The 18,726-nt window shown below is 68.1% G+C and carries 19 protein-coding genes and 1 riboswitch; of the genes, 10 read left to right on the plus strand and 9 right to left on the minus strand.

The window, feature by feature from the left end; genetic code table 11:
* Positions 1 to 34: 34 nt before the first annotated feature.
* Positions 35 to 1,219 (minus strand): M20 metallopeptidase family protein, encoded by a 1,185-nt coding sequence (locus QM708_RS05225; protein ID WP_415105056.1) that lies wholly within the window; start codon positions 1,217 to 1,219, stop codon positions 35 to 37.
* Positions 1,220 to 1,401: 182 nt separating this feature from the next.
* Here QM708_RS05225 and QM708_RS05230 point away from each other — a divergent pair, with 182 nt between their 5' ends.
* Positions 1,402 to 2,316: a patatin-like phospholipase family protein gene (locus tag QM708_RS05230; protein WP_415105058.1), complete on the plus strand. Its 915-nt coding sequence runs from the start codon at positions 1,402 to 1,404 to the stop codon at positions 2,314 to 2,316.
* Between the two features lie 36 nt (positions 2,317 to 2,352).
* Here QM708_RS05230 and QM708_RS05235 read toward each other — a convergent pair whose 3' ends face one another.
* Positions 2,353 to 3,330 carry a calcium/sodium antiporter gene (locus QM708_RS05235; protein ID WP_415105060.1) on the minus strand — a complete coding sequence of 326 codons (978 nt, stop codon included), beginning with the start codon at positions 3,328 to 3,330 and terminating at the stop codon, positions 2,353 to 2,355.
* Positions 3,331 to 3,520: 190 nt separating this feature from the next.
* Positions 3,521 to 3,700: riboswitch (cobalamin riboswitch) on the plus strand.
* Between the two features lie 38 nt (positions 3,701 to 3,738).
* On the opposite strand from QM708_RS05235, the gene QM708_RS05240 reads away from it, so the two are divergent.
* Genes QM708_RS05240 through QM708_RS05260 form a run of 5 tightly spaced genes read left to right on the plus strand, consistent with a single transcriptional unit; the run spans position 3,739 to position 9,642 of the window.
* On the plus strand, positions 3,739 to 5,295 hold the full coding sequence (locus QM708_RS05240; RefSeq protein WP_415105062.1) for an ABC transporter substrate-binding protein: 1,557 nt from the start codon (positions 3,739 to 3,741) through the stop codon (positions 5,293 to 5,295).
* 1 nt (position 5,296) lies between these two features.
* Positions 5,297 to 6,238 (plus strand): nickel ABC transporter permease, encoded by a 942-nt coding sequence (gene nikB, locus QM708_RS05245; protein WP_415105064.1) that lies wholly within the window; start codon positions 5,297 to 5,299, stop codon positions 6,236 to 6,238.
* Complete coding sequence (gene nikC / locus QM708_RS05250) at positions 6,235 to 7,065, plus strand: nickel transporter permease (protein WP_415105066.1); 831 nt, start codon at positions 6,235 to 6,237, stop codon at positions 7,063 to 7,065. Before nikB ends, nikC begins: the two co-directional genes overlap by 4 nt.
* Entirely contained in the window at positions 7,052 to 8,695 is a 1,644-nt protein-coding gene (locus tag QM708_RS05255; RefSeq protein ID WP_415105068.1) for an ATP-binding cassette domain-containing protein, read from the plus strand. The genes nikC and QM708_RS05255 overlap by 14 nt, the downstream gene beginning before the upstream one ends.
* A complete protein-coding gene (locus QM708_RS05260) occupies positions 8,692 to 9,642 on the plus strand; it encodes an ATP-grasp domain-containing protein (RefSeq protein WP_415105070.1) in 951 nt (316 codons plus the stop codon). The genes QM708_RS05255 and QM708_RS05260 overlap by 4 nt, the downstream gene beginning before the upstream one ends.
* On the opposite strand, the gene QM708_RS05265 is transcribed toward QM708_RS05260, so the two are convergent.
* The 5 genes from QM708_RS05265 to QM708_RS05285 all read right to left on the minus strand — a co-directional run bounded on the left by QM708_RS05265 (position 9,564) and on the right by QM708_RS05285 (position 13,656).
* Complete coding sequence (locus QM708_RS05265) at positions 9,564 to 10,532, minus strand: transketolase family protein (RefSeq protein WP_415105072.1); 969 nt, start codon at positions 10,530 to 10,532, stop codon at positions 9,564 to 9,566. The two genes, QM708_RS05260 and QM708_RS05265, sit on opposite strands and share 79 nt — an antisense overlap.
* Positions 10,525 to 11,373 (minus strand): transketolase, encoded by an 849-nt coding sequence (locus QM708_RS05270; RefSeq protein ID WP_415105074.1) that lies wholly within the window; start codon positions 11,371 to 11,373, stop codon positions 10,525 to 10,527. The genes QM708_RS05265 and QM708_RS05270 overlap by 8 nt, the downstream gene beginning before the upstream one ends.
* 42 nt (positions 11,374 to 11,415) lie before the next feature.
* Positions 11,416 to 12,789: a PTS ascorbate transporter subunit IIC gene (locus QM708_RS05275; protein WP_415105076.1), complete on the minus strand. Its 1,374-nt coding sequence runs from the start codon at positions 12,787 to 12,789 to the stop codon at positions 11,416 to 11,418.
* A 53-nt stretch (positions 12,790 to 12,842) separates the two neighbouring features.
* A complete protein-coding gene (locus QM708_RS05280) occupies positions 12,843 to 13,118 on the minus strand; it encodes a PTS sugar transporter subunit IIB (RefSeq protein WP_415105078.1) in 276 nt (91 codons plus the stop codon).
* A 73-nt stretch (positions 13,119 to 13,191) separates the two neighbouring features.
* The gene (locus QM708_RS05285) at positions 13,192 to 13,656 is read right to left on the minus strand and encodes a PTS sugar transporter subunit IIA (protein WP_415105080.1); all 465 of its coding nucleotides are present in this window, start codon (positions 13,654 to 13,656) and stop codon (positions 13,192 to 13,194) included.
* Positions 13,657 to 13,818: 162 nt separating this feature from the next.
* Here QM708_RS05285 and QM708_RS05290 point away from each other — a divergent pair, with 162 nt between their 5' ends.
* A complete protein-coding gene (locus QM708_RS05290) occupies positions 13,819 to 14,598 on the plus strand; it encodes a GntR family transcriptional regulator (RefSeq protein ID WP_415105082.1) in 780 nt (259 codons plus the stop codon).
* 90 nt (positions 14,599 to 14,688) lie between these two features.
* Here the strand turns inward: QM708_RS05290 and QM708_RS05295 are convergent, their stop codons facing one another.
* On the minus strand, positions 14,689 to 15,585 hold the full coding sequence (locus tag QM708_RS05295) for a universal stress protein (protein WP_415105084.1): 897 nt from the start codon (positions 15,583 to 15,585) through the stop codon (positions 14,689 to 14,691).
* A complete protein-coding gene (locus QM708_RS05300; protein ID WP_415105086.1) occupies positions 15,582 to 16,910 on the minus strand; it encodes an amino acid permease in 1,329 nt (442 codons plus the stop codon). The genes QM708_RS05295 and QM708_RS05300 overlap by 4 nt, the downstream gene beginning before the upstream one ends.
* Positions 16,911 to 17,184: 274 nt before the next feature.
* Between QM708_RS05300 and ddaH the strand changes: the two genes are divergently transcribed.
* From ddaH to QM708_RS05315, 3 genes are all read left to right on the plus strand, one after another.
* Positions 17,185 to 18,024 carry a dimethylargininase gene (gene ddaH / locus QM708_RS05305; protein WP_415105088.1) on the plus strand — a complete coding sequence of 280 codons (840 nt, stop codon included), beginning with the start codon at positions 17,185 to 17,187 and terminating at the stop codon, positions 18,022 to 18,024.
* 62 nt (positions 18,025 to 18,086) lie between these two features.
* Positions 18,087 to 18,314: a hypothetical protein gene (locus QM708_RS05310; RefSeq protein WP_415105090.1), complete on the plus strand. Its 228-nt coding sequence runs from the start codon at positions 18,087 to 18,089 to the stop codon at positions 18,312 to 18,314.
* Positions 18,307 to 18,651 (plus strand): type II toxin-antitoxin system PemK/MazF family toxin, encoded by a 345-nt coding sequence (locus QM708_RS05315; RefSeq protein WP_415105092.1) that lies wholly within the window; start codon positions 18,307 to 18,309, stop codon positions 18,649 to 18,651. The genes QM708_RS05310 and QM708_RS05315 overlap by 8 nt, the downstream gene beginning before the upstream one ends.
* Positions 18,652 to 18,726: the final 75 nt, after the last annotated feature.

Genomic DNA, 18,726 nt, shown 5'->3' on the forward strand with positions numbered 1-18,726 from the left:
GGGGGGCGCACCGAGCGCGGGGCGGCGGCCGGGTTCAGCCGCGGTGCAGGCGCCTCCAGGCGAGTTCGGCGAGGAAGGCGGCCTGGTCGGGCAGCACCGCGTCGTCGTGCAGCACCAGGGCGGAATGGTTCCAGGGTTCGGTCTGCCAATCCCGCTCAGGCGGGGTGCAGCCGAGGAACACGAAGGCTCCCGGCACCTGTTCGAGCACGAAGCTGAAGTCTTCCGATCCCATCAGCGGATCCGTCCAGGCCTCGAAGCGCTCGTCACCGAACAGTTCGGCGGCGACCTCGGCGGCGAAGGCGGCCTCGGCGTCATCGTTGACGGTGACCGGGTAGATCACCCGGAACTCGGCCTCGGCGGTGCAGCCGTGCGCGGCCGCGATGCCGTCGGCGAGACGCTTGGTCTCGGCGATCATCGCCTCCACCGATGCGTGCGACAGCGTGCGCACCGTCGCCCCGAGACAGGCCTGTGCCGGGATCACGTTGTAGGCCTGCCCCGCCTTGAGGCGCGTGATGGTGAGCACCACCGGGTCGAATACCGAGAACCGGCGGGTCACCATCGCCTGCAGCGCGGTGCCGATCTCCAGCAGGGCGGGCACCGGATCGACCGAGGTGTGCGGCTGTGAGCCATGCCCGCCGCGGCCGTGCACGGTGACGTCGAGGTTGTTGGAGCCGGCCATCAGCACGCCGGGCTTGGTCTCGAACCGGCCGTGGGCGCCGGTGGCGACATGCACCCCGTAGGCCGCGACGACCCGCTCGCCGGCCGCGTCGAGCACACCCTCCTCGACCATGATCTTCGCGCCGCCGTAGCCCTCCTCACCCGGCTGGAACATGAACACCACCGATCCGGGCAACTCGTCGCGGTGCGCCGCGAGCAGGCGGGCGGCGCCGACCAGCCCGGCGACGTGCAGGTCGTGGCCACAGGCGTGCATCGCACCATTGGTCGAGGCGTAGTCGAGCCCGGTCTCCTCCACGACGGGGAGCGCATCCATGTCGCCGCGCAGCAGCACCGCAGGCCCCGGGTGCCCGCCGCGCAGCACGGCGGTCACCGAGGTGCAGCCGCGGCCCAGGGTGATCTCCAGGTCGAGGCCCTCCAACGCCTCCAGGATGCGCCGCTGGGTGCGGGGAAGGTCCAGGCCGACCTCGGGGTCGCGGTGCAGGTCGCGGCGCAGGCCGACCAGGTCGTCGCGCAGGGCAAGGGCGTCGTCGCTGAAGCTCATGTCTTTCTCCTACGCCGTCGGCGCGCGCGGGGCAAGCCTCGGCGACGGCGTGGTCGTTTTCTATGTCCAGATTCACCCCGCCGCGCGTTCGCCCTTGTCGTGAGAGGCCGCCAAGAATCTGGACATAGAAATGGGACACCACCGGCGTACTACCCTGAAGGGGTCACCGTCGAAGGAGCATCGTGGCGAGCACCCCCGAAGCACCCGCCCCCGCGCCGCTGCGCGTGAACGCGCCCGGCGTGGCCCTGATCTTCGAGGGGGGCGGCATGCGCGCCGCCTACACCTCGGCCGTCGCGGTGCGGCTGATCGAGTCCGGGATCGTGTTCCCGTTCGTCGCCGGCATCTCCGCCGGGTGCACGAATACGATCAACTACCTCTCCAGTGACGTCTGGCGGGCCAAGACGGCGGTCACCACGTTCGCGGGCGACCCTCAGTTCGGTAACTGGCGCACCTTCCTGCGCGGGCAGGGCTTGTTCAACTCCGACTACATCTACCGGCGCACCTCACGCCCGGGCGAGGCGCTGCCACTGAACTTCGACGCCTTCGGGGCCCACCCGGGCGAGGTGTCGATGACCGCGTTCCGCACCCGCGACGGGGCCACCGTGCGCTGGGGCCGGGCCGACATGCCCGACTTGGAGGCGCTCAGCGTGCGCGCGCAGGCGTCGTCGACGATGCCGGTGATCATGCCGCCGGTCACTATCGACGGCGAGACCTACGTCGACGGCGCGCTGTGCACCACCGGCGGCATCGCGATCGACGCCGCCCGTGAGGCCGGCTACCGCCGCTTCTTCGTGGTGCTCACCCAGGAGCGCGGCTACCGCAAGAAGCCGCCGTCGAACCCGTGGTTCTTCCGCCGGCACTTCCGCGAGACGCCCGCGGTCGCCGATGCCCTCAACGACCGCTGGCAGCGCTACAACGCCACCCGCGAGGAACTGTTCGACCTGGAGAGCTCGGGAGAGGCCTACCTGTTCGTGCCCGAAACCATGGCGATCGGCAACGGCGAGCGCAGCGTGCCGCGCCTGCTCGCCGCGCACGCGCGCGGCCTGAACCAGGCCACCCGCGAACTCCCCCGCTGGCGGGAGTTCCTCGGTCTCTAGTGGCTCGGTCTCTAGTGGCTGGCCCAGCCGCCTTGGTCACCCCCGGGTCGAGATGAGGTAGGTCAGATAAGCCGCGTAGCCGATCACCATCAGCGCCCCTTCGCGGCGTGACAACCTCTGCCCGACCACGAACAGCGGGAAGCACAGCAGTGCCACCGCCGTCATCACCGGAAGGTCGAACCGGAGCAAGTGCGGGTCGATCGGCCCTGAGCCATGCGCAACGAGGACCGGGACGCCCAGGATCAAGGTCAGGTTGTAGGTGCTCGAACCGATCAGGTTGCCGATGGCGATGTCCCGGTCGCCGCGCGCCGTGGCCACGATGGTGGTGACCAGTTCGGGGGCCGAGGTGCCGATCGCGACGACGGTGAGGCCGATGAAGGCATCCGACACCCCGAATTCCCGGGCCATCGCGACGGCGCCCTGCACGAGCCAGTCGGCACCGACCACGATCACCACGATGCCGGCGATCAGCAGCACCACGTACCACCAGGCCTTGCTGAGCGGGGACGGACGATCCGGCTCCGGCTCGGCGTCATCCACGATGTCACTGACGGCCATCTCGGCCTTCTGCTTCCACATCCACCAGCCCAGCGCCGCCGTGTAGAGAATCGCGCCGAGCAGGAGCGGAATCCCCTCCCAGAACTGAAGCTGCCCATCGAGGCTGAAGACCAGCACGAGCACGGCGGCCAGCGCCATGGCCGGCAGGTCGAGGAGCTTGGTGCGGCGCCCGAACGGGATCGAGCGCACCGCGGCGCTGAGCCCGAGGATGAGCAGCAGATTAACGATATTGGTGCCCGCGATGTTGCCGACCGCCAGCGATCCCGCGTTCACGTGCATGGCGTCGATGCCGACGGCGAGCTCAGGAGCCGAGGTACCGATCGAGACGATGGTGAGGCCGATGACCATCGGCGGGACGCCCATCCGCGCGGCGAGCAGCGAACCATACCGGACGACCAGTTCCGCTCCGGCGATGAGGGCCAACAGTCCGGCGATCAACTCCGGGAGTGCGTGCATGGTTCAGTCCGCTCCTTCAGGATCGAGGCTTCGCCGGTGAGGCCTTTCGTCTATTTTGCCGGAATTCAGCCTTGTCCGCAGGCTTTTGGCCAGGGCGAACCCCTCGCGCGGGACGCCTGCACCAAGCACGCCGAACCGCCTCTGTCAAGACCTTCGGGCACCGAAACGGGCGCCAGCGGCGCCCGACAACTACAGTGCGTAGTGAGCCGTCGGCATCCCAGATGCATGGAATCCGGTGAGAATCCGGGGCTGACGCGCAGCGGTATGGGGAACGAATCCGGCAACACGGCCACGGGGAGGCGACTCCCGGGAAGGCGCCGGAGGAGGACGAACCCGAGCCCGAAGACGAGGCGGCTCACGTTCTGGCAACGACCCCGCGTCAAGGGTCTGACTGAAGAGGTGACTTCCATGTCCGCACCGCGCACCCGTCTCGCACGGGCGCTCGCCGCCGTTCTCGTGCTCTGTCTCGGCCTCCTGGCCGGCTGCACGCCCGCCCCCACCGAGAGCAGCCCGCCCGCCTCGGGGAACAAGACCCTCCGGTTCGTCACGGTGTATCCGCCCAACACCACCAACGCCCACCTCGTGGGCGCGGCGTTCGTGCTGAACTCGGGAGCCGTGGAGTCCCTGGTCGGCATCGATGCGGAGACCCTCAAGCCCTACCCGTGGCTCGCCGAGAAGTGGGAGACAACAGACGCCCAGCACTGGACCTTCACGATCCGTCAGGGCGTCACGTTCCACAACGGCAAGCCGCTCACCGCCGAGGCCGTCCGCGCCAGCCTGGCCGACGCCATCGAGGTCAATCCGGGCGTCAAGGCCGCGCTGAAGATCCAGGAACTGCGCGCCATCGACGATCAGACGCTCGCCCTCACCACCGAGAGCGTCTATCCGGCCCTGATCTCGAACCTGATCCACTTCAACGCGGTCATCACCGATGTGACCGATCCCGGCGAACTGCCGGTCGGTACGGGGCCGTTCAAGTTCGAGAGCTTCGACCCCAACACCGAAGCGGTCCTGGTCCGTAACCCGGGCTACTGGAACGGCCAGGCCAAGCTCGACAAGGTGATCATGGCCGCCAACCCGGACGCCAACGCGCGCATGCTCGCGATCCAGGCCGGTGACGCCGACGTCATCTACCGGCCCTCGACCGAGTCGATCCAGACATTGTCGAAAGATCCGGCGATCACGGTGGAATCGGTGCCCGGCAACCGGGTGTACCACCTGATGTACAACTACCGCGGGCAGAACGCGGCGCTGTGGAACAACAAGGACTTCCGCCGTGGCATCGACGCCCTGATGGATCGCCAGGCGATCGTGGACGGCATCATGGCCGGTGAGGGGACGGTCGCGTACAACCCGTTCCCGGGCAACTGGCCCTTCTCCCCCACCCCGCTGGCGCATCCAAGTGGCACCGAGGAGGCGCTGAAGAACTTCGCGGCCGCCGGGCTTGACGTCACCGACGGCAAGGTGACCCGCAACGGCCAGCCGCTGACCTTGAAGGTCGTCACCTACATCGCCCGCCCCGAACTGCCGCTGATCGCCCAGCTACTGCGTGACTCCGCGGCCAAGGTCGGCATCACGATGGAGATCCAGGTCGCCGACAACATCGACGACTACGTGGAGACCAACGAGTTCGACATCATGACCTACTCGTTGCTGACGATCACGCGCGGCGACGGATCATTCTTCCTCAACGGCACCTTCGGCAAGGGCGGCGCGCAGAACCACGGGCACCTGAACAACCCCACGCTCAACGCGATGCTGGACGACTACAACTCCGAACTGGATCCCACCACCCGCAACGAGAAAGCCAAGAAGATCGCGGCGTGGCTGGAGGAAGAGTCGATCTACTCCTATCTGGTGGTGCCCAACGAGACCTCGGCGTACAACAAGAAGGTCACCGGGTGGCGGACGCCCGCCAACGAGTTCGAGTTCCCGATGATCACGAAGGATCTCGACATTGCCTAAGGTGCCAGCCGCGATCCGCTGGATCCTTCAGGGAGCCGGCTTCTTCTTCGTGCTGACGCTCATCAGCTTCCTGGTCCTGCAGCTGGCTCCCGGCGATGCCGTCTTGTCGATGCTCAGGATCGACACGGTGGCCGTCACCACCGAGGAGATGCAGGCGCTCCGCCAGCAGCTCGGTCTCAACAACCCGGTCTGGCAGCAGTACGGACGCTTCCTCGGCGGCGTGCTGCGGGGCGACTTCGGCACATCGCTGATGACCGGCAAGCCGGTCATGACCGAGCTGTCGCGGGCGTTCCCGTACACGCTGCTGCTGGCGGGCGTCACGATGCTGGTGGTCGTCGTGATCACCTTCGTCCTGGGCGGACTGGCCGCGCGTTACCCGAAGACGGTCATCGACAAGGCGGTGGGCGTGTTCTGCATGGCGGGTGCGGCGGTGCCGACGTTCTGGCTGGGCCTGCTGCTCATCGACCTGTTCTCGGTGCGGCTGCATCTGCTGCCCTCCTCAGGCCTCGCCACGTCGGCGGGCCTCGTCCTACCAACGGTGGCGCTCGCGATCGCCATCGCTCCGCCCTACATCAAGATCCTGCGCACCAGCCTGATCGAGGCGTCCGGACGCGAGTTCGTGCGGGCCGCGCGAGCGCGCGGCGTGGCCGAGCCGGTGATCTTCGCCAAGCACACGCTGCGCGATTCGCTGATCCCGTTGGTGACCATCCTCGGCGTGAGCCTGGGCAGCCTGCTCGGCGGCACGGTGATCGTCGAGATCACCTTCGGCATCCCGGGGGTGGGCAAGCTCGCGGTGGAAGCGCTCGCCCGGCGCGACTACGGCGTGGTGCAGGCCTTCATCATCGTCGTCGGCATGGGCGTCTTCGTCATCAACATGCTCGTCGATCTCTCCTACCGGATCCTCGATCCGGCCATCTCCTTGAAGGGAGCCGAGCGCCGATGAACAAGCGCCGCATCCCCTGGGGCGTCGTGGCGGCCGCCGTTTTCCTGGCCCTGCTGATGCTGGGTCCGCTCCTCGCGCCCCACGATCCCGAACTGGTCGACCTGGCGAGCAGGCTGCGTCCCTCGTCATCGGAGCACTGGCTGGGCACCGACAATCTGGGCCGCGACCTCCTCTCGCGCGTCCTTACCGGCGCGCAGGTCACCGTGGGGCTGAGCCTGCTCGCGCTCGCCTTGTCCATCCTGGTCGGGGTGCCCTTGGGGCTGCTGTCCGGCTGGATCGGCGGTCGCTTCGACTGGGCCGTGATGCGCGTCGTCGACACCTTCATCGCGCTGCCCGACTACATCGTGGCGATCATCCTGTCGGGCCTGCTCGGCCCTGGATTCGTGAACATGCTGGTCGCGATCCTGGTCGTCAAATGGGTGGGCTACACCCGGCTGACCCGCAGCCTGGTGATGCAGGAGAAGAGCCGTGACTACCTGATGATCTCCAAACTCGCCGGAGGCTCGACCTGGCGCATCCTGCGCCAGCACATGGTGCCCCACATCGTCGGGCCGACGCTGGCGCTGGCGACGATGGACATCGGCAAGGTCATCTTGCTGGTGGCGTCGCTGTCGTTCATCGGCATGGGCGTGCAGCCGCCGTCGCCGGAGTGGGGCGCGATGCTCAACGACGGACGCGCCTACTTCGCCCAGGCACCGCAGCTGATGATCATTCCCGGGCTCGCGATCTTCCTCGTCGTCGCCCTGGCCAGCTGGCTGGGCGACCAGCTGATGAAGCGCTACACGATCAGTGCCGAAGACGAGAGGCTGACCAATGTCCTTGCTTGAGGTCTCGAATCTCACGATCCGCACCCGGCACGGGCGGGAGCTGGTGAAGGGCATCGACTTCACCGTCGAGGCCGGCGAGTGGTTCGCGCTCATCGGCGAATCCGGCAGCGGCAAGTCGATCACGGCGAGCGCGCTCACCAACCTGACCGCAGCCAATCTGGTGCGTACGGCGGACGCCCTTACCTTCGACGGCATCGACCTGCTGACCCTGAGCAAGCAGCAACTCCGCACGCTCCGCGGCGAGCAGATCGCGTACGTGTTCCAGGACTACCAAAGCGCGTTCACGCCGTACTACACCGTGGCCAATCAGATGCACGAGATGCTCAAGGCGCACCGGTCGTTCTCGGTGGCGGAGCGGCGCGAGCGGATCGCGTCCAGCGTCGAGGCGGTCGGGCTCGATCCCGCACTCGTCGAGCGCTACCCGTTCCAGGTCTCGGGCGGGCAGTTGCAGCGGCTCGCGCTGGCGTCCGCCGTGCTGCTCGAGCCCACCCTGCTGATCGCGGACGAGCCGACCACAGCTCTGGACTCGTGGAGCTCGAGCGTAGTCCTGGACGAGCTCGCCGCCATCAAGCAGGCGACGGGCTGTTCGATCCTGTTCATCACGCACGACCTGCGCATCATGAACCGCTACGCCGACCGGGTGGCAATCATGCAGCAGGGACGGATCGTCGAGCACGGGTCGAAGGACTCCCTCGTGCTGCGGCCCGAGCATCCTTACACCCGCGATCTGCTGGACTCCATCCCGCCGCTGCGCAGCGACGCATCCCGGCTGCCCGTGCTGGGTGAACCGGCACGACTGAACGTGACGGTGCGCGACCACCTACGGACGTCCACCGCCTCGTCCGCCCCCGTGCTGCGCGCGGAGAACCTCGTCAAGGTGTACGGCTCCGGCACCCGCGCGGTGGACGGCGTGAACCTCAGCCTGCCCGCGGGCAGCTGCCTGGGGCTGGTGGGCGAGTCGGGCAGCGGCAAGTCGACGCTGGCGCGCTGCCTGCTCAGCCTGGAGCGGATCACCAGCGGTGAGCTGTGGCTGGGTGAGCAGCATGTGAACACGCTCAGCGGTGCCGCGCTCCGTTCGGCCCGGCAGCGGATGCAGCTGGTCCTGCAGAATCCGAACGCGTCCTTCAACGAGCGCCTGCCGATCCTGGCGTCGCTGATGGAACCGCTGGAGTGCCTCGGACGCCGTGCGCCGAGCTTCCTCGATGTCGGCGACGACCCGCGCACGGTCGCCGCGGCGCTCCTCGACCTGGTACAGCTCCCTGCGGACTACCTCGACAAGCTGCCCACCCAGTTGAGTGGCGGCGAGAAGCAGCGGGTCTCGATCGCGCGCGCGATCAGCACCGAGCCGAGCTTCATCGTCCTCGACGAGCCGACGGCCAGCCTCGACGTGTCCACCCAGGCGCGCGTGCTCAATCTGCTGAAGGATCTGCAGGACGCCCTCGGGTTGTCGTACCTGTTCATCTCGCACGACCTGAGTTCGGTGCACTTCATCAGCCAGCACCTGATCGTGATGAAAGACGGCGTCGTCGTCGACGACTTCGATCGCTCCCAGCTGTTCGACCCCGGCAGGCACGACTACACCCGGCAGCTCATCGAGCTGTTCGAGGACCTGCCGCAGCGCGTGGCATGAGCGGCGATCAGGCCCGTGGTGTCGAGGCGGGGTCCGTCCTGGTGGCAACCTCGGTCAAGGACCACGGGCAGGTCCCCGAGGACCGCTGGCTCGTCGATGCCCTCACCCACCAGGGGGTCGCGTCACGGCTGGCGGCCTGGGACGACCCGCACGAGAACTGGGACGCCGGCGCGGTGGTGATCCGGTCGACGTGGGGCTACCAGCACCGCCTGGCGGCCTTCCACGCCTGGCTCGACCGCGTCGAGCCAGGCGTGCAGAATCCCGCCGCGATGGTGCGCGCGAACATCGACAAGGAGCGGCAGTTCGCCTGGCTGGATTCGGCCGGCATTCCGCGGGTGCGCAGTTCGCTGGTGAGAGATCCGCTAACGGCCGCCGACCTGGCTGCGCTCGCGGCGTCCGTGTTTCCGGACGCCGCCGGCTACGTGATGAAGCCCACCATCTCGGCGAGCGGCCATCACACACTGTTGCTGGATCCGCACCGTCGGCCGGGCCGCGCCACCGCGCGATTCTCCGACGCCGAACGTCTCGTGAGCGAGGTCATCGCGCGCCCGGGGCGTGGGGCGGTGCTGCTGCAACCGTTCCATCCCGAGATCGATGACGGGGAACTCGCGCTGGTGTATTTCGGCGGCAGCTTCAGTCACGCGTTCCTGCGGTTCCCCGCGGTGTTCCGGGCCCGGGCGCGGGCCGATCATGTGCCGCATCCGCCCGCCGCGGCGCTCGCGCTCGCCGACCGCATCCTGGAGTCCCTGCCAAGGACCCCCACCTACGCGCGCATCGATCTGATCGAGGTGGGGGGCCGGCCGGTCGTGATGGAGGTCGAGCTGGCCGAGCCGGGACTCGGCTTGGCCTACCTTCCGCCCGAGAACCGTCAGCGGGCGTTGACGTTGTTCGCCCGGGCGATCGTGCGGGCCGCGGCGCCGGCGATGTCGGCGGCGGTGAGGCCGTAGTCGCCCATCAGCCAATCCGTGGTACCGACCTGTCCGAAGCGCTCGCGGACACCCACCCGGTACAGCGGGGTGGGCTGGTGTTCGGCCAGCAGTTCGGCGACCGCCGAGCCGAGACCGTTGATCACATTGTGGTTCTCGGCGGTGACGACCGCCCCGGTGCGCCGGACCGAATCGAGGATCACCCCGGAATCCAGCGGCTTGATCCGGAACACGTCGACCACGTCGGCCGAGATGCCCTGGGCCGCGAGCAGGTCGGCGGCCTGCAGCGCCTCGGCCACCTCGACGCCGCAGGCGAGCAGCGACACGTCGGTTCCCGCGCGCAGGATCCGGGCGCCGGCATCGCCGAAGTCGGTGCCGGCGGGATAGATCGCCCGCGCGGGCAGCTTACGGATGGTGCGCACATAGGTGAGCCCCCTGCGGGCGTGGGCACCGCGCAGCACGGCGGCGAACTGGACCGGATCGCAGACCTCGTACACGTGCACCCCCGGGATCACCCGGACGATGCCCATGTCCTCGAAGGTCATGTGCGTGCCGCCGTTGTGCTCGGCGGTGACGCCGGCGTCCGAACCGACCAGGCAGGCGCTGAGCTGGGCGTAGGCCAGCGAGACGAAGATCTGGTCCAGCGCGCGCCGGGCCAGGAACTGGCCGAACGAGTGCACGAACGCGAACCCGCCGCTGACGTTGATGCCGGCGGCGGCGCTGACCATGTGCGCCTCCATGATGCCGACGTTGACGTAGTGGTCGCCCATCACCTGGCCGAGCCCGCCGGTCGCCATCGCGCTGGACAGGTCGGCCTCCAGGGCGAAGATCTCGTCCGGGTGCTCGCGAAAGAGGTCGGCCACCACCGTGGCGTACGCCTTGCGCATCTCGAGCCCAACGACCTCACTCATGGATGATCCCCGCCTTCATCAGTTCGGCCTCCAACTCCTGCAACCGGGACGCGATCGTCGCCAGCCCCGCCTCGTCCAGGCGCATGTGGTGGTTGTCGGACGCCTGCGCGACGTAGTCCACCCCCGCGCCCTTGGTGGTGTCCAGGACGAGGCAGACCGGACGATCCGAGGCCGACCGCGCCCGCTGCAGGGCGTCCGCGATCGCCTCGGCGTCCTGGCCGTCGACCCGCTGTGCCGCGAAGCCGAAGGCGGCGAACTTCTCGACGAAGTCGAAGGTCTCGCAGATGTCCTTCGTCCAGCCGTCGAGCTGGCGCAAGTTGGCGTCGACCATCACCACCAGGTTGGTGAGGCGCTGATGGGCGATGAACTGGGCGGCTTCCCAGCACTGACCTTCGTTGAGTTCCCCGTCGCCGACGATGGTGTACACCCGGTTGGCCCGCCCCTGGGCGCGCAGCCCGTAGGCGATGCCCGCCGCCGCCGAGATGCCCTGGCCCATCGAGCCGGTGGTCATCTCCACCCCGGGGATCTTGACCCGGTCGGGGTGCGAGGGCAGCAGCGTGCCGTTGTCGTTCAGCGTGTACAGCCGCTCGATCCCGAAGAATCCCCGGGCCGCCAAGGTGGCGTACAGGGCCGGGCCGCCGTGCCCCTTCGACAGGACGAAGAAGTCACGGCCGGCCCACAACGGGTCGTGCGGGTCGACACGCAGCTCCCGGCCGTAGAGGGCCGCCAGGGCCTCCACGATCGACAGGCTGCCACCGAAGTGGCCATAGCCCTTGGCATGGAGCATGCGCGCGGTCAGGAATCTGATCTCTGCGGCGAAGACGCTCAGATCCTTATCCATGAAGGTCTTTCCCTTTCGGTCAGTGCTGGGTCCGGACGCCGCTCAGGCGGCGACCGCCTCGGCCTTCGGCGACTTCTTGACGATCGAGTAGGCGATCATCGCCAGGTAGATCACGGCGAGGCCGATCACCACACCAATCTGGCTGAAGGAGTTGCCCAGCCAGCCGAAGTAGATGCCGGCGATCGTGAAGTCGAAGTCGGAGAAGGTGGTGTTGGCGAAGCCGAGCGACCCGAGCACCGGCATCAGCGCGATGGGCAGGAAGCTGATGGCGACACCGTGGGCGAACGAGCCGACCACCGCACCCCGCAGGCCGCCGCGCGAGTTGCCGAACACGCCGGCGGTGGCGCCGCAGAAGAAGTGCGGAACGACGCCGGGGATGACGACCGGCAGGCCGGACAGCACCATGATCGGCATCGAGATGATGCCGCCCACGAAGCTGGACAGGAAGCCGATCAGCACCGCGTTCGGGGCGAACGGGAACACGATCGGGCAGTCCAGGGCCGGGATGGCGTTCGGCACCAGCTTCTCGGAGATGCCCTTGAAGGCGGGGACGATCTCGTTCAGGATCAGCCGGACGCCGGCCAGGATGATGAACACGCCGGCCGCGAAGGTGGCACCCAGCGTCAGCGAGTAGACCACGTAGTTGCCCGCATCGGGGTACTTCTCCGACATCCAGGCCGGCCCGGCGAACAGGGCGACGATGACGTAAACCACCATCATCGTGATCGCGATCGCCACGGTGCTGTCCCGCAGGAAGGCCAGACCCTTGGGGAAGTTGACGTCCTCGGTGGAGGTCACCTTCTCCTTGTTGCCGCGCAGCGCCTGACCGATCGCGCCGGCCATCCAGTAGCCGCCACCACCGAAGTGCCCCAGCCCGACGCCGTCGTTGCCGGTCATCGTCCTCATGTACTTCTGCAGGAAGAACGGCGACAGGCTCATGATCGCGCCTAGCGCCAGCGAGCCGACCACGACCAGCGCGGCACCGTTGAAGCCCGCCACGGTGAAGATGACCGCGAGCATGGCCGCCATGTACAGCGTGTGGTGGCCGGTGAGGAAGATGTGCTTGAACTTGGTGAAGCGCGCGATCGCGATGTTCGCCACCATGCCGAAGAACATGATCAGCGCGGTGGTCGTGCCGTACTCCTGAAGAGCCTGGGACACGATGGCCTCATTGTTGGGCACGACGCCCTGGACGTTGAAGGCCTGCTGGAACATGTCGCCGAACGGTTCGAGCGAACCCACCACGACGTTCGCGCCACCGGTGAGCACCAGGAAGCCGACGAACGTCTTGAGCGTGCCCTTGACCGTGTCGCTGGCGTTCTTCTTCTGAAGCAGCAGACCGACGAGGGCGATGAGCGCGACCAGGATGGCCGGGGTGCTGACAATGTCGAGCAGCACCGAGACGAATGCGTTCATACGAGTCTCTCTGTGAGGAGTGGGAAGTGACTACGTGAAAATCGGCTCGCGGCCTACTTGAGGCCGAGTTCCTCGACGGTCTGGGTGACCTTGGTGCGCAGCTCGTCCATGTCGATGATGCTGTCGAGCACGACGATCTTCGCGCCTTCCAGGCTGACACCCTCGGCCACGTCGCGGGCCAGGAAGAACACGTCGGCCGCACCGGGGTGCAGGCTCGACACGTCGGAGTGCTCGACCTCGACGCCCGAGACGCCGAGCTCGCTGAGCACCTTGTTGATGTTCATCTCGACCATGAAGCTGGAGCCGAGACCGGATCCACAAGCAGCCATGAACTTCATCGTTCCTACCTTTCGATTTCTTTGGTGTGGGGATGGGGCTTTGGTGTGGGGATGGGGTGGGTGATCACTGGTCGCCGAAGATGGCGAGGACCTGCTCCGGGGTGGTGGCGTCCTTGAGTTCGGCCACCTTGCCGGCATCGGTGAGGACGCCGGCGAGCATGCGCAGCACGCCCAGATGCGCCTTGTTGTCGATCGCCGCGAGCATGATGAACACCTCGATCGGGTGATCCTCGCGATCGAGGAGAAGGACGGGGGTGCGGGTGCGCAGGTAGGACAGGGCGATCTGGTTCACCCCGGCCTCGGGACGCGCGTGCGGCATCGCGATGCCACGGCCCAGGTCGAAGTAGGGGCCTTTCTCCTCCGCGATCCGGATGGCGTCCTCGATGTAGTTCTCGGTCACTGCCCCTTCCTCGACCAGCGGACGCCCGGCCAGCCGGATGGCGCTGCGCCAATCGAGTTCCTCGTCGGTGAACTGGATGCGCGAGGCAGCGAGCCGGGCGACGTCGCCCGATCCGTTAGGTTCCGTCATTGGATCCTCCGATTCATCATAACGTTATGACGTCGGTCAGCATATCCCGCCACCGTTGAGCCCGCCAGAGATCTGACGAATTCGCCTCACCGGCATTCATCATGACGTATATGCTGGCCTCACCAGGCCATGGTGGCCCGAGAACCGACAGGGGTGAAGGACATGCGCGGGCGCATCCCCAAGTACGTGGCTGTGCGCGACATCCTCGTCCGCCGCGTCCGCGCCGCCGCGCCCGGCGACCAGTTGCCGACCGAGCCCGAGCTGTGCGCCGAGTTCGGCGTCTCGCGCATCACGGTCCGGCGCGCGGTCGAGGACCTGATCGACGAGGGACTCCTCGTCCGGCAGCAGGGCCGCGGCACGTTCGTCACCGAACCCTCGAAGGCGGCCGTGTTCACCGAGTCGTTCGCCAATCGGGTGGTCGGCTTCTACCGCCAGCAACTCGAGGCCGGCTACACCGTCTCCAGCCGGGTGCTCGCCAACCGGATCGTCGTCAACGCGGACGCCGCGGCGTCCCTGCGACTGCCCACCTCATCCGCCCTCATCGAGCTCACGCGCATCCGCTACGTCAACGGCACCCTTCAGCAGTGCTCGACCACCTGGCTTCCCGCGCTCACCTACCGCGGCGTTCTCGAGCATGACTTCTCCGAAGGATCGCTGTACGAGTTCATCGAGCACGAGACGGGCATCGTGCTGGCGCGCAACGACCTCGTCGTGCGTCTCGCGCGCGCCGACAGTGACGTGTCGCTGGCGCTCGGGCTGGCCGAGGGCGAGCCGATCCTGGCGATGACCTCGACCGTGTTCGATGCCGCGGACGCCCCGGTCGCGCACGGCATCACCAGCTTCACCCCGCGCAACAGCCAGATCACGATCAGCCTGCGCGACCTCGGCGGCCCGTCACCTCAACTGGCCGCGCGCGTGTCAGAGGCGATCGCGCACGATTGAGATCACCAAGCCACGGTCGAGGCTTCCGCTCGGGGCCCGGGCCGCTGAGCTGCCAGTCGGGGCCAAAGCGGTCGGCACCCTGCCCGGCGGCTACCGCTCGATGGCCCCGCGCGGCACCACGATCACGGGCACGGGTGAGTGCCGGGCGATCTTGGACGCCGTGCCGCCCAGGAACACGTGCGCCACCCGCGCCGTCCGGCTCGAGCCGACCACGAGGACGTCGCCCGCCGACCATGGCACGCTCTCGAGCGCACTGATCCAGGTCGGGCCCCGCCCGATCACCGGATCCTCCTGGGCGGGGGCCTGCGCCAGCGCGGCGACCTCGCCTTGCAGGCCAGCCGCCGCCTCGGCGAGCCCGGCTGCCCAGACGTCGATCACATCGTCCTCGGCATGCAGACCGATGCCGCTCGTCTCAGGACCTGGGGGGCGCGCCGCGAAGGACGCCAGCCGCAGCCGCGCCCCCACCGAGGCCGCCATCTCGGCGGCGTTCAGCACGAGCGCCGACTCGTCGGGGGCCGCGACGAAACCGACCGAGACGCGCTCGAGGCGAGCATCCGGCCCCGCGGTGAATCCGCGGGGCGCCACCGCAACCGGCACGGGCGCGCTGTGCAGCAGCCGTTCGGTAACGCCGCCCAGCGCCACCCGCCCGAGCAGCCCGGCGGTCGAGGAGCCGAGCACCAGCCACGACGCCTCGAAGTGCTCGATGGCCTCGAGCAGTCCGATCGACACCGACGGCGACTCCAGCACCACCACGCGCCACCGGAGATCGTCGGGGATCACCCGGGTCAGTTCGTCCACCGATGTCTTGGCCCGCTCGGTGAGGAGGTCGAGGTGGTCGCGATCGATGCCGACCCCGCGCTCCTCCCAGGGCGACGGGATCACGCACACGATGACCAGGTCGGCGTCGACCGATCGGGCCAGCAGCGCTCCGAGGTGAATCCCCTCCGCGGTGTGGTGAGTGGGCGAGGTTCCGACGACGACCGTCACGACCCGGCCTCTTCCGCCGCGCCGGGGTGGGCGAGCGTGGAGTGCTTGCGTCCATAGAAGAAGTAGAAGACGAGCACGATCGCGGTCCAGCCAAGGAAGACGTAGATGGTGACCGGGCGCAGGTCCTTGATGATCCACAGGCAGCCGAGGATCGACAGGATCGGGGTGACCGGGTACAGCGGCACCTTGAAGCCGCGGGGCAGGTCGGGCTCGCGGCGCCGCAGCACCATCAGGCCGATCGACACCACCAGGAACGCGACCAGCGTGCCGATGCTCGTCATCTCCGCGAGGAAGTTGAGCGGGATCAGGCCGGCCATCACGGCGATGATGGCGCTGACGATGAGCGTGTTGGGGACGGGTGTGAGCGTCCGCCGGTTCACCTTCTGGAAGATCTTCGGCACCATGCCGTCGCGCGACATGGTGAACAGGATGCGGGTCTGGCCGTAGAGCACGACCAGCGTCACGCTGAAGATGGAGATGATGGCGCCCGCCGCCACGACGGTGCCCGGCCAGGTGGAGCCGGTGACGTGCTCGAGGATCGCCGCGAGACCGGACTGCTGGCCCTCGAACTGCTGCCACGGCTGCGCCGCCACCGCGACGATCGCGGTCAGGAAGTAGATGCCGGTGACCACGAACAACGCGCCGATCAGCGCCAGCGGCAGGTTCCGCTGCGGGTTCTTCGCCTCGCCGCCGGCGGTCGCGATGACGTCCAGGCCGATGAAGGAGAAGAAGATGATGCCGGCCGCCGCCGTCACCCCGGCGGCGCCGAAGGGCGCGAAGTCGGCGAGATTATTCGTGTTCCAGCCTTGGAAACCGACCGCGGCGAAGACCACCAGCACCGTCAGCTTGATGAACACCATGACTGCGTTGACGGTGGCCGACTCGCTGGCCCCGCGGATCAGCAGCAGCATGCAGAGCAGCACCAAGATCACGGCGGGCAGGTTGATGATGCCGCCCTGTTCCGGCGACAGCGACAGCGCGTCGGGCAGCCGGATGCCGAAGAGGTTGCCGAGCAGGCGGTTCAGGTACTCCGACCAGCCGACGGCGACGGCCGCGGTGGACACGCCGTATTCGAGCATCAGGCAGGCGGCGACACCCATGGCCGGCAGTTCGCCCATGGTCGCGTACGCGTAGGAGTAGGACGACCCCGACACCGGCACCGAACTCGCCATCTCCGCGTAGCACAGCGCGGTCAGGCCCGCCACGATGCCGGCCACGATGAACGAGATGATGACGGCCGGCCCCGCCACCGGCACCGCCTGGTTGAGGACGAAGAAGATGCCCGTGCCCACCGTGCCGCCGATGCCCAGCATCATCAGCTGCACCAGCCCGAGCGTGCGAGGCAGCCCCCCTTCGCCTGTGTCGCCTTCAGTTGCGTAACTGCCCACGGGCTTGCGACGCCAGAGTTGTGTGGAGAGACCTGCCATCGGTGCACCCTTTTCTGTCCGGAGCGGGATGCGCCGAGTCTGGCACGCGCGGACGCCTCGCGCGGGCAGATTCACCAGGTGCGGTCCGAGTCGTGACGCAACGGTAAGGTTTCGCGCGAGCGGCGCTGCGACGATGGACGTCCGGCGAGAATTCCCTCAAGGAGGCAGCACGATGGCAAACACCCCGACGATCGCGGCGGATCAGGCGAGCGGCGCACCAGCGGCCGGCCCGGTGGCGCTGGTGCGGCGTCCGAGCCCGCGCCTGGCCGAAGGCCTGGTCACGCACGTCGAGCGCAGCGACGACGTCGATCCCGAGCGGGCGCTGGAGCAATGGCAGGCCTACGTCGCCGCGCTGCAGGACGCCGGGTACACCACGCTCGAGGTCGAGCCCGCGCCCGAGTGCCCCGACGGCGTCTTCATCGAGGACACCATGGTGGTCGCCGGCGGGCTCGCCGTGATCTCCGCTCCGCCCGCGCCGTCGCGCGCCCCCGAGGTCGACACCGCGCGGGTCACCGCGAAGGCCGCCGGGCTGACGGTCGTCGAGTTGGCGGACGCCCCGGTCGACGGCCCGGTCGCGCTCGATGGCGGCGACGTCCTCAAGGTGGGCACCACCGTCTACGTGGGTGTGGGCGGCCGGACGAACGAGGCCGGCGCGCTGGCGCTGAAGCACCACCTGGCCACAGTGGGCCGCGAGGTCGTCGCCGTGCCGATCGCCAAGACGCTGCACCTGAAGAGCCAGGTCACCGCCCTGCCCGACGGCACCGTGATCGGCTACGAACCGCTGGTGGACGATCCCTCGTTCTGGCCCGGCTTCCTCGCCGTGCCCGAACCCGAGGGCAGCCACGTGATCGTGATCGGCGAGGACACGGTGCTGATGTCGGACCAGGCTCCGCTCAGCGCTGAGTTGTTCCGCTCGCGCGGATTGACGGTCGTCGAGGTTCCGATCAGCGAGTTCATCAAGCTGGAGGGCTGCGTCACCTGCCTGTCGGTACGCCTGCACGACGCCGACTGAGCGATCGGCGTGTACGCCGACCCGGACTACCCTGACGGTATACCGATTGGTAACTCACTGGCATGGCGACCACGACGATCAAGGTTCCGGTCGAACTCCGCGACCGGATCAACAAGGATGCGCACGAACGCGGTCTCTCCGCGGCCGGCCTGCTGGAGAACCTGCTGGACGCCTACGAACGACGTCGGCGCCTGGAGGCCTTCGGACGGGCGTTCAGGGACGCCGACGCCGGCTATTGGGACGAGTTCCGCTCCTGGGATGTCGCCCTCGGCGATGCTCTCGATGAGTGAGCTCCGCCGCGGATCGGTGGTGTGGGCCGACCTCGATCCCGTCCGCGGGCGCGAGCAAGCCGGACGCCGGCCCGTCCTCGTCATCGCGAGCGATCTCTATCTGGAACAGGCCGACACGCTCGCGATCGTCCTGCCCGCGACCACCACCGACCGCGGTTGGCCCAACCATGTGCTGCTGCGCGGCAAGGGCCTCGATCTGGAGCATCCGGCCTTCGCTATGACCGAGCAGCCCCGCACGGTCACGCGCGACCGGTTCGTAGGCATCGCGGGTATGGTCGACGCCGCGACCATGCGCGAGGTCGATCGTTGGCTCGGCGATTTCCTCTCGCTGAACTGAACTCCACGCAGCCATCAACGCTGACCATGCGCGTTGATGAGAAGGATCAGGCATGAGTACCAACCCGATTCTTCT

The organism is Propioniciclava sp. (assembly GCF_047602245.1).
In the GTDB taxonomy this organism is placed as follows: domain Bacteria; phylum Actinomycetota; class Actinomycetes; order Propionibacteriales; family Propionibacteriaceae; genus Propioniciclava.

Coding starts and splice junctions, on each gene's coding strand:
- ddaH (WP_415105088.1), top strand. CDS start 17,185: ATGGCAAACACCCCGACGATCGCGGCGGATCAGGCGAGCGGCGCACCA.
- QM708_RS05275 (WP_415105076.1), bottom strand. CDS start 12,789: ATGAACGCATTCGTCTCGGTGCTGCTCGACATTGTCAGCACCCCGGCC.
- nikC (WP_415105066.1), top strand. CDS start 6,235: ATGAACAAGCGCCGCATCCCCTGGGGCGTCGTGGCGGCCGCCGTTTTC.
- QM708_RS05265 (WP_415105072.1), bottom strand. CDS start 10,532: ATGAGTGAGGTCGTTGGGCTCGAGATGCGCAAGGCGTACGCCACGGTG.
- QM708_RS05240 (WP_415105062.1), top strand. CDS start 3,739: ATGTCCGCACCGCGCACCCGTCTCGCACGGGCGCTCGCCGCCGTTCTC.
- QM708_RS05235 (WP_415105060.1), bottom strand. CDS start 3,330: ATGCACGCACTCCCGGAGTTGATCGCCGGACTGTTGGCCCTCATCGCC.
- QM708_RS05310 (WP_415105090.1), top strand. CDS start 18,087: ATGGCGACCACGACGATCAAGGTTCCGGTCGAACTCCGCGACCGGATC.
- QM708_RS05255 (WP_415105068.1), top strand. CDS start 7,052: ATGTCCTTGCTTGAGGTCTCGAATCTCACGATCCGCACCCGGCACGGG.
- QM708_RS05285 (WP_415105080.1), bottom strand. CDS start 13,656: ATGACGGAACCTAACGGATCGGGCGACGTCGCCCGGCTCGCTGCCTCG.
- QM708_RS05260 (WP_415105070.1), top strand. CDS start 8,692: ATGAGCGGCGATCAGGCCCGTGGTGTCGAGGCGGGGTCCGTCCTGGTG.
- QM708_RS05270 (WP_415105074.1), bottom strand. CDS start 11,373: ATGGATAAGGATCTGAGCGTCTTCGCCGCAGAGATCAGATTCCTGACC.
- QM708_RS05315 (WP_415105092.1), top strand. CDS start 18,307: ATGAGTGAGCTCCGCCGCGGATCGGTGGTGTGGGCCGACCTCGATCCC.
- QM708_RS05225 (WP_415105056.1), bottom strand. CDS start 1,219: ATGAGCTTCAGCGACGACGCCCTTGCCCTGCGCGACGACCTGGTCGGC.
- QM708_RS05280 (WP_415105078.1), bottom strand. CDS start 13,118: ATGGCTGCTTGTGGATCCGGTCTCGGCTCCAGCTTCATGGTCGAGATG.
- QM708_RS05290 (WP_415105082.1), top strand. CDS start 13,819: ATGCGCGGGCGCATCCCCAAGTACGTGGCTGTGCGCGACATCCTCGTC.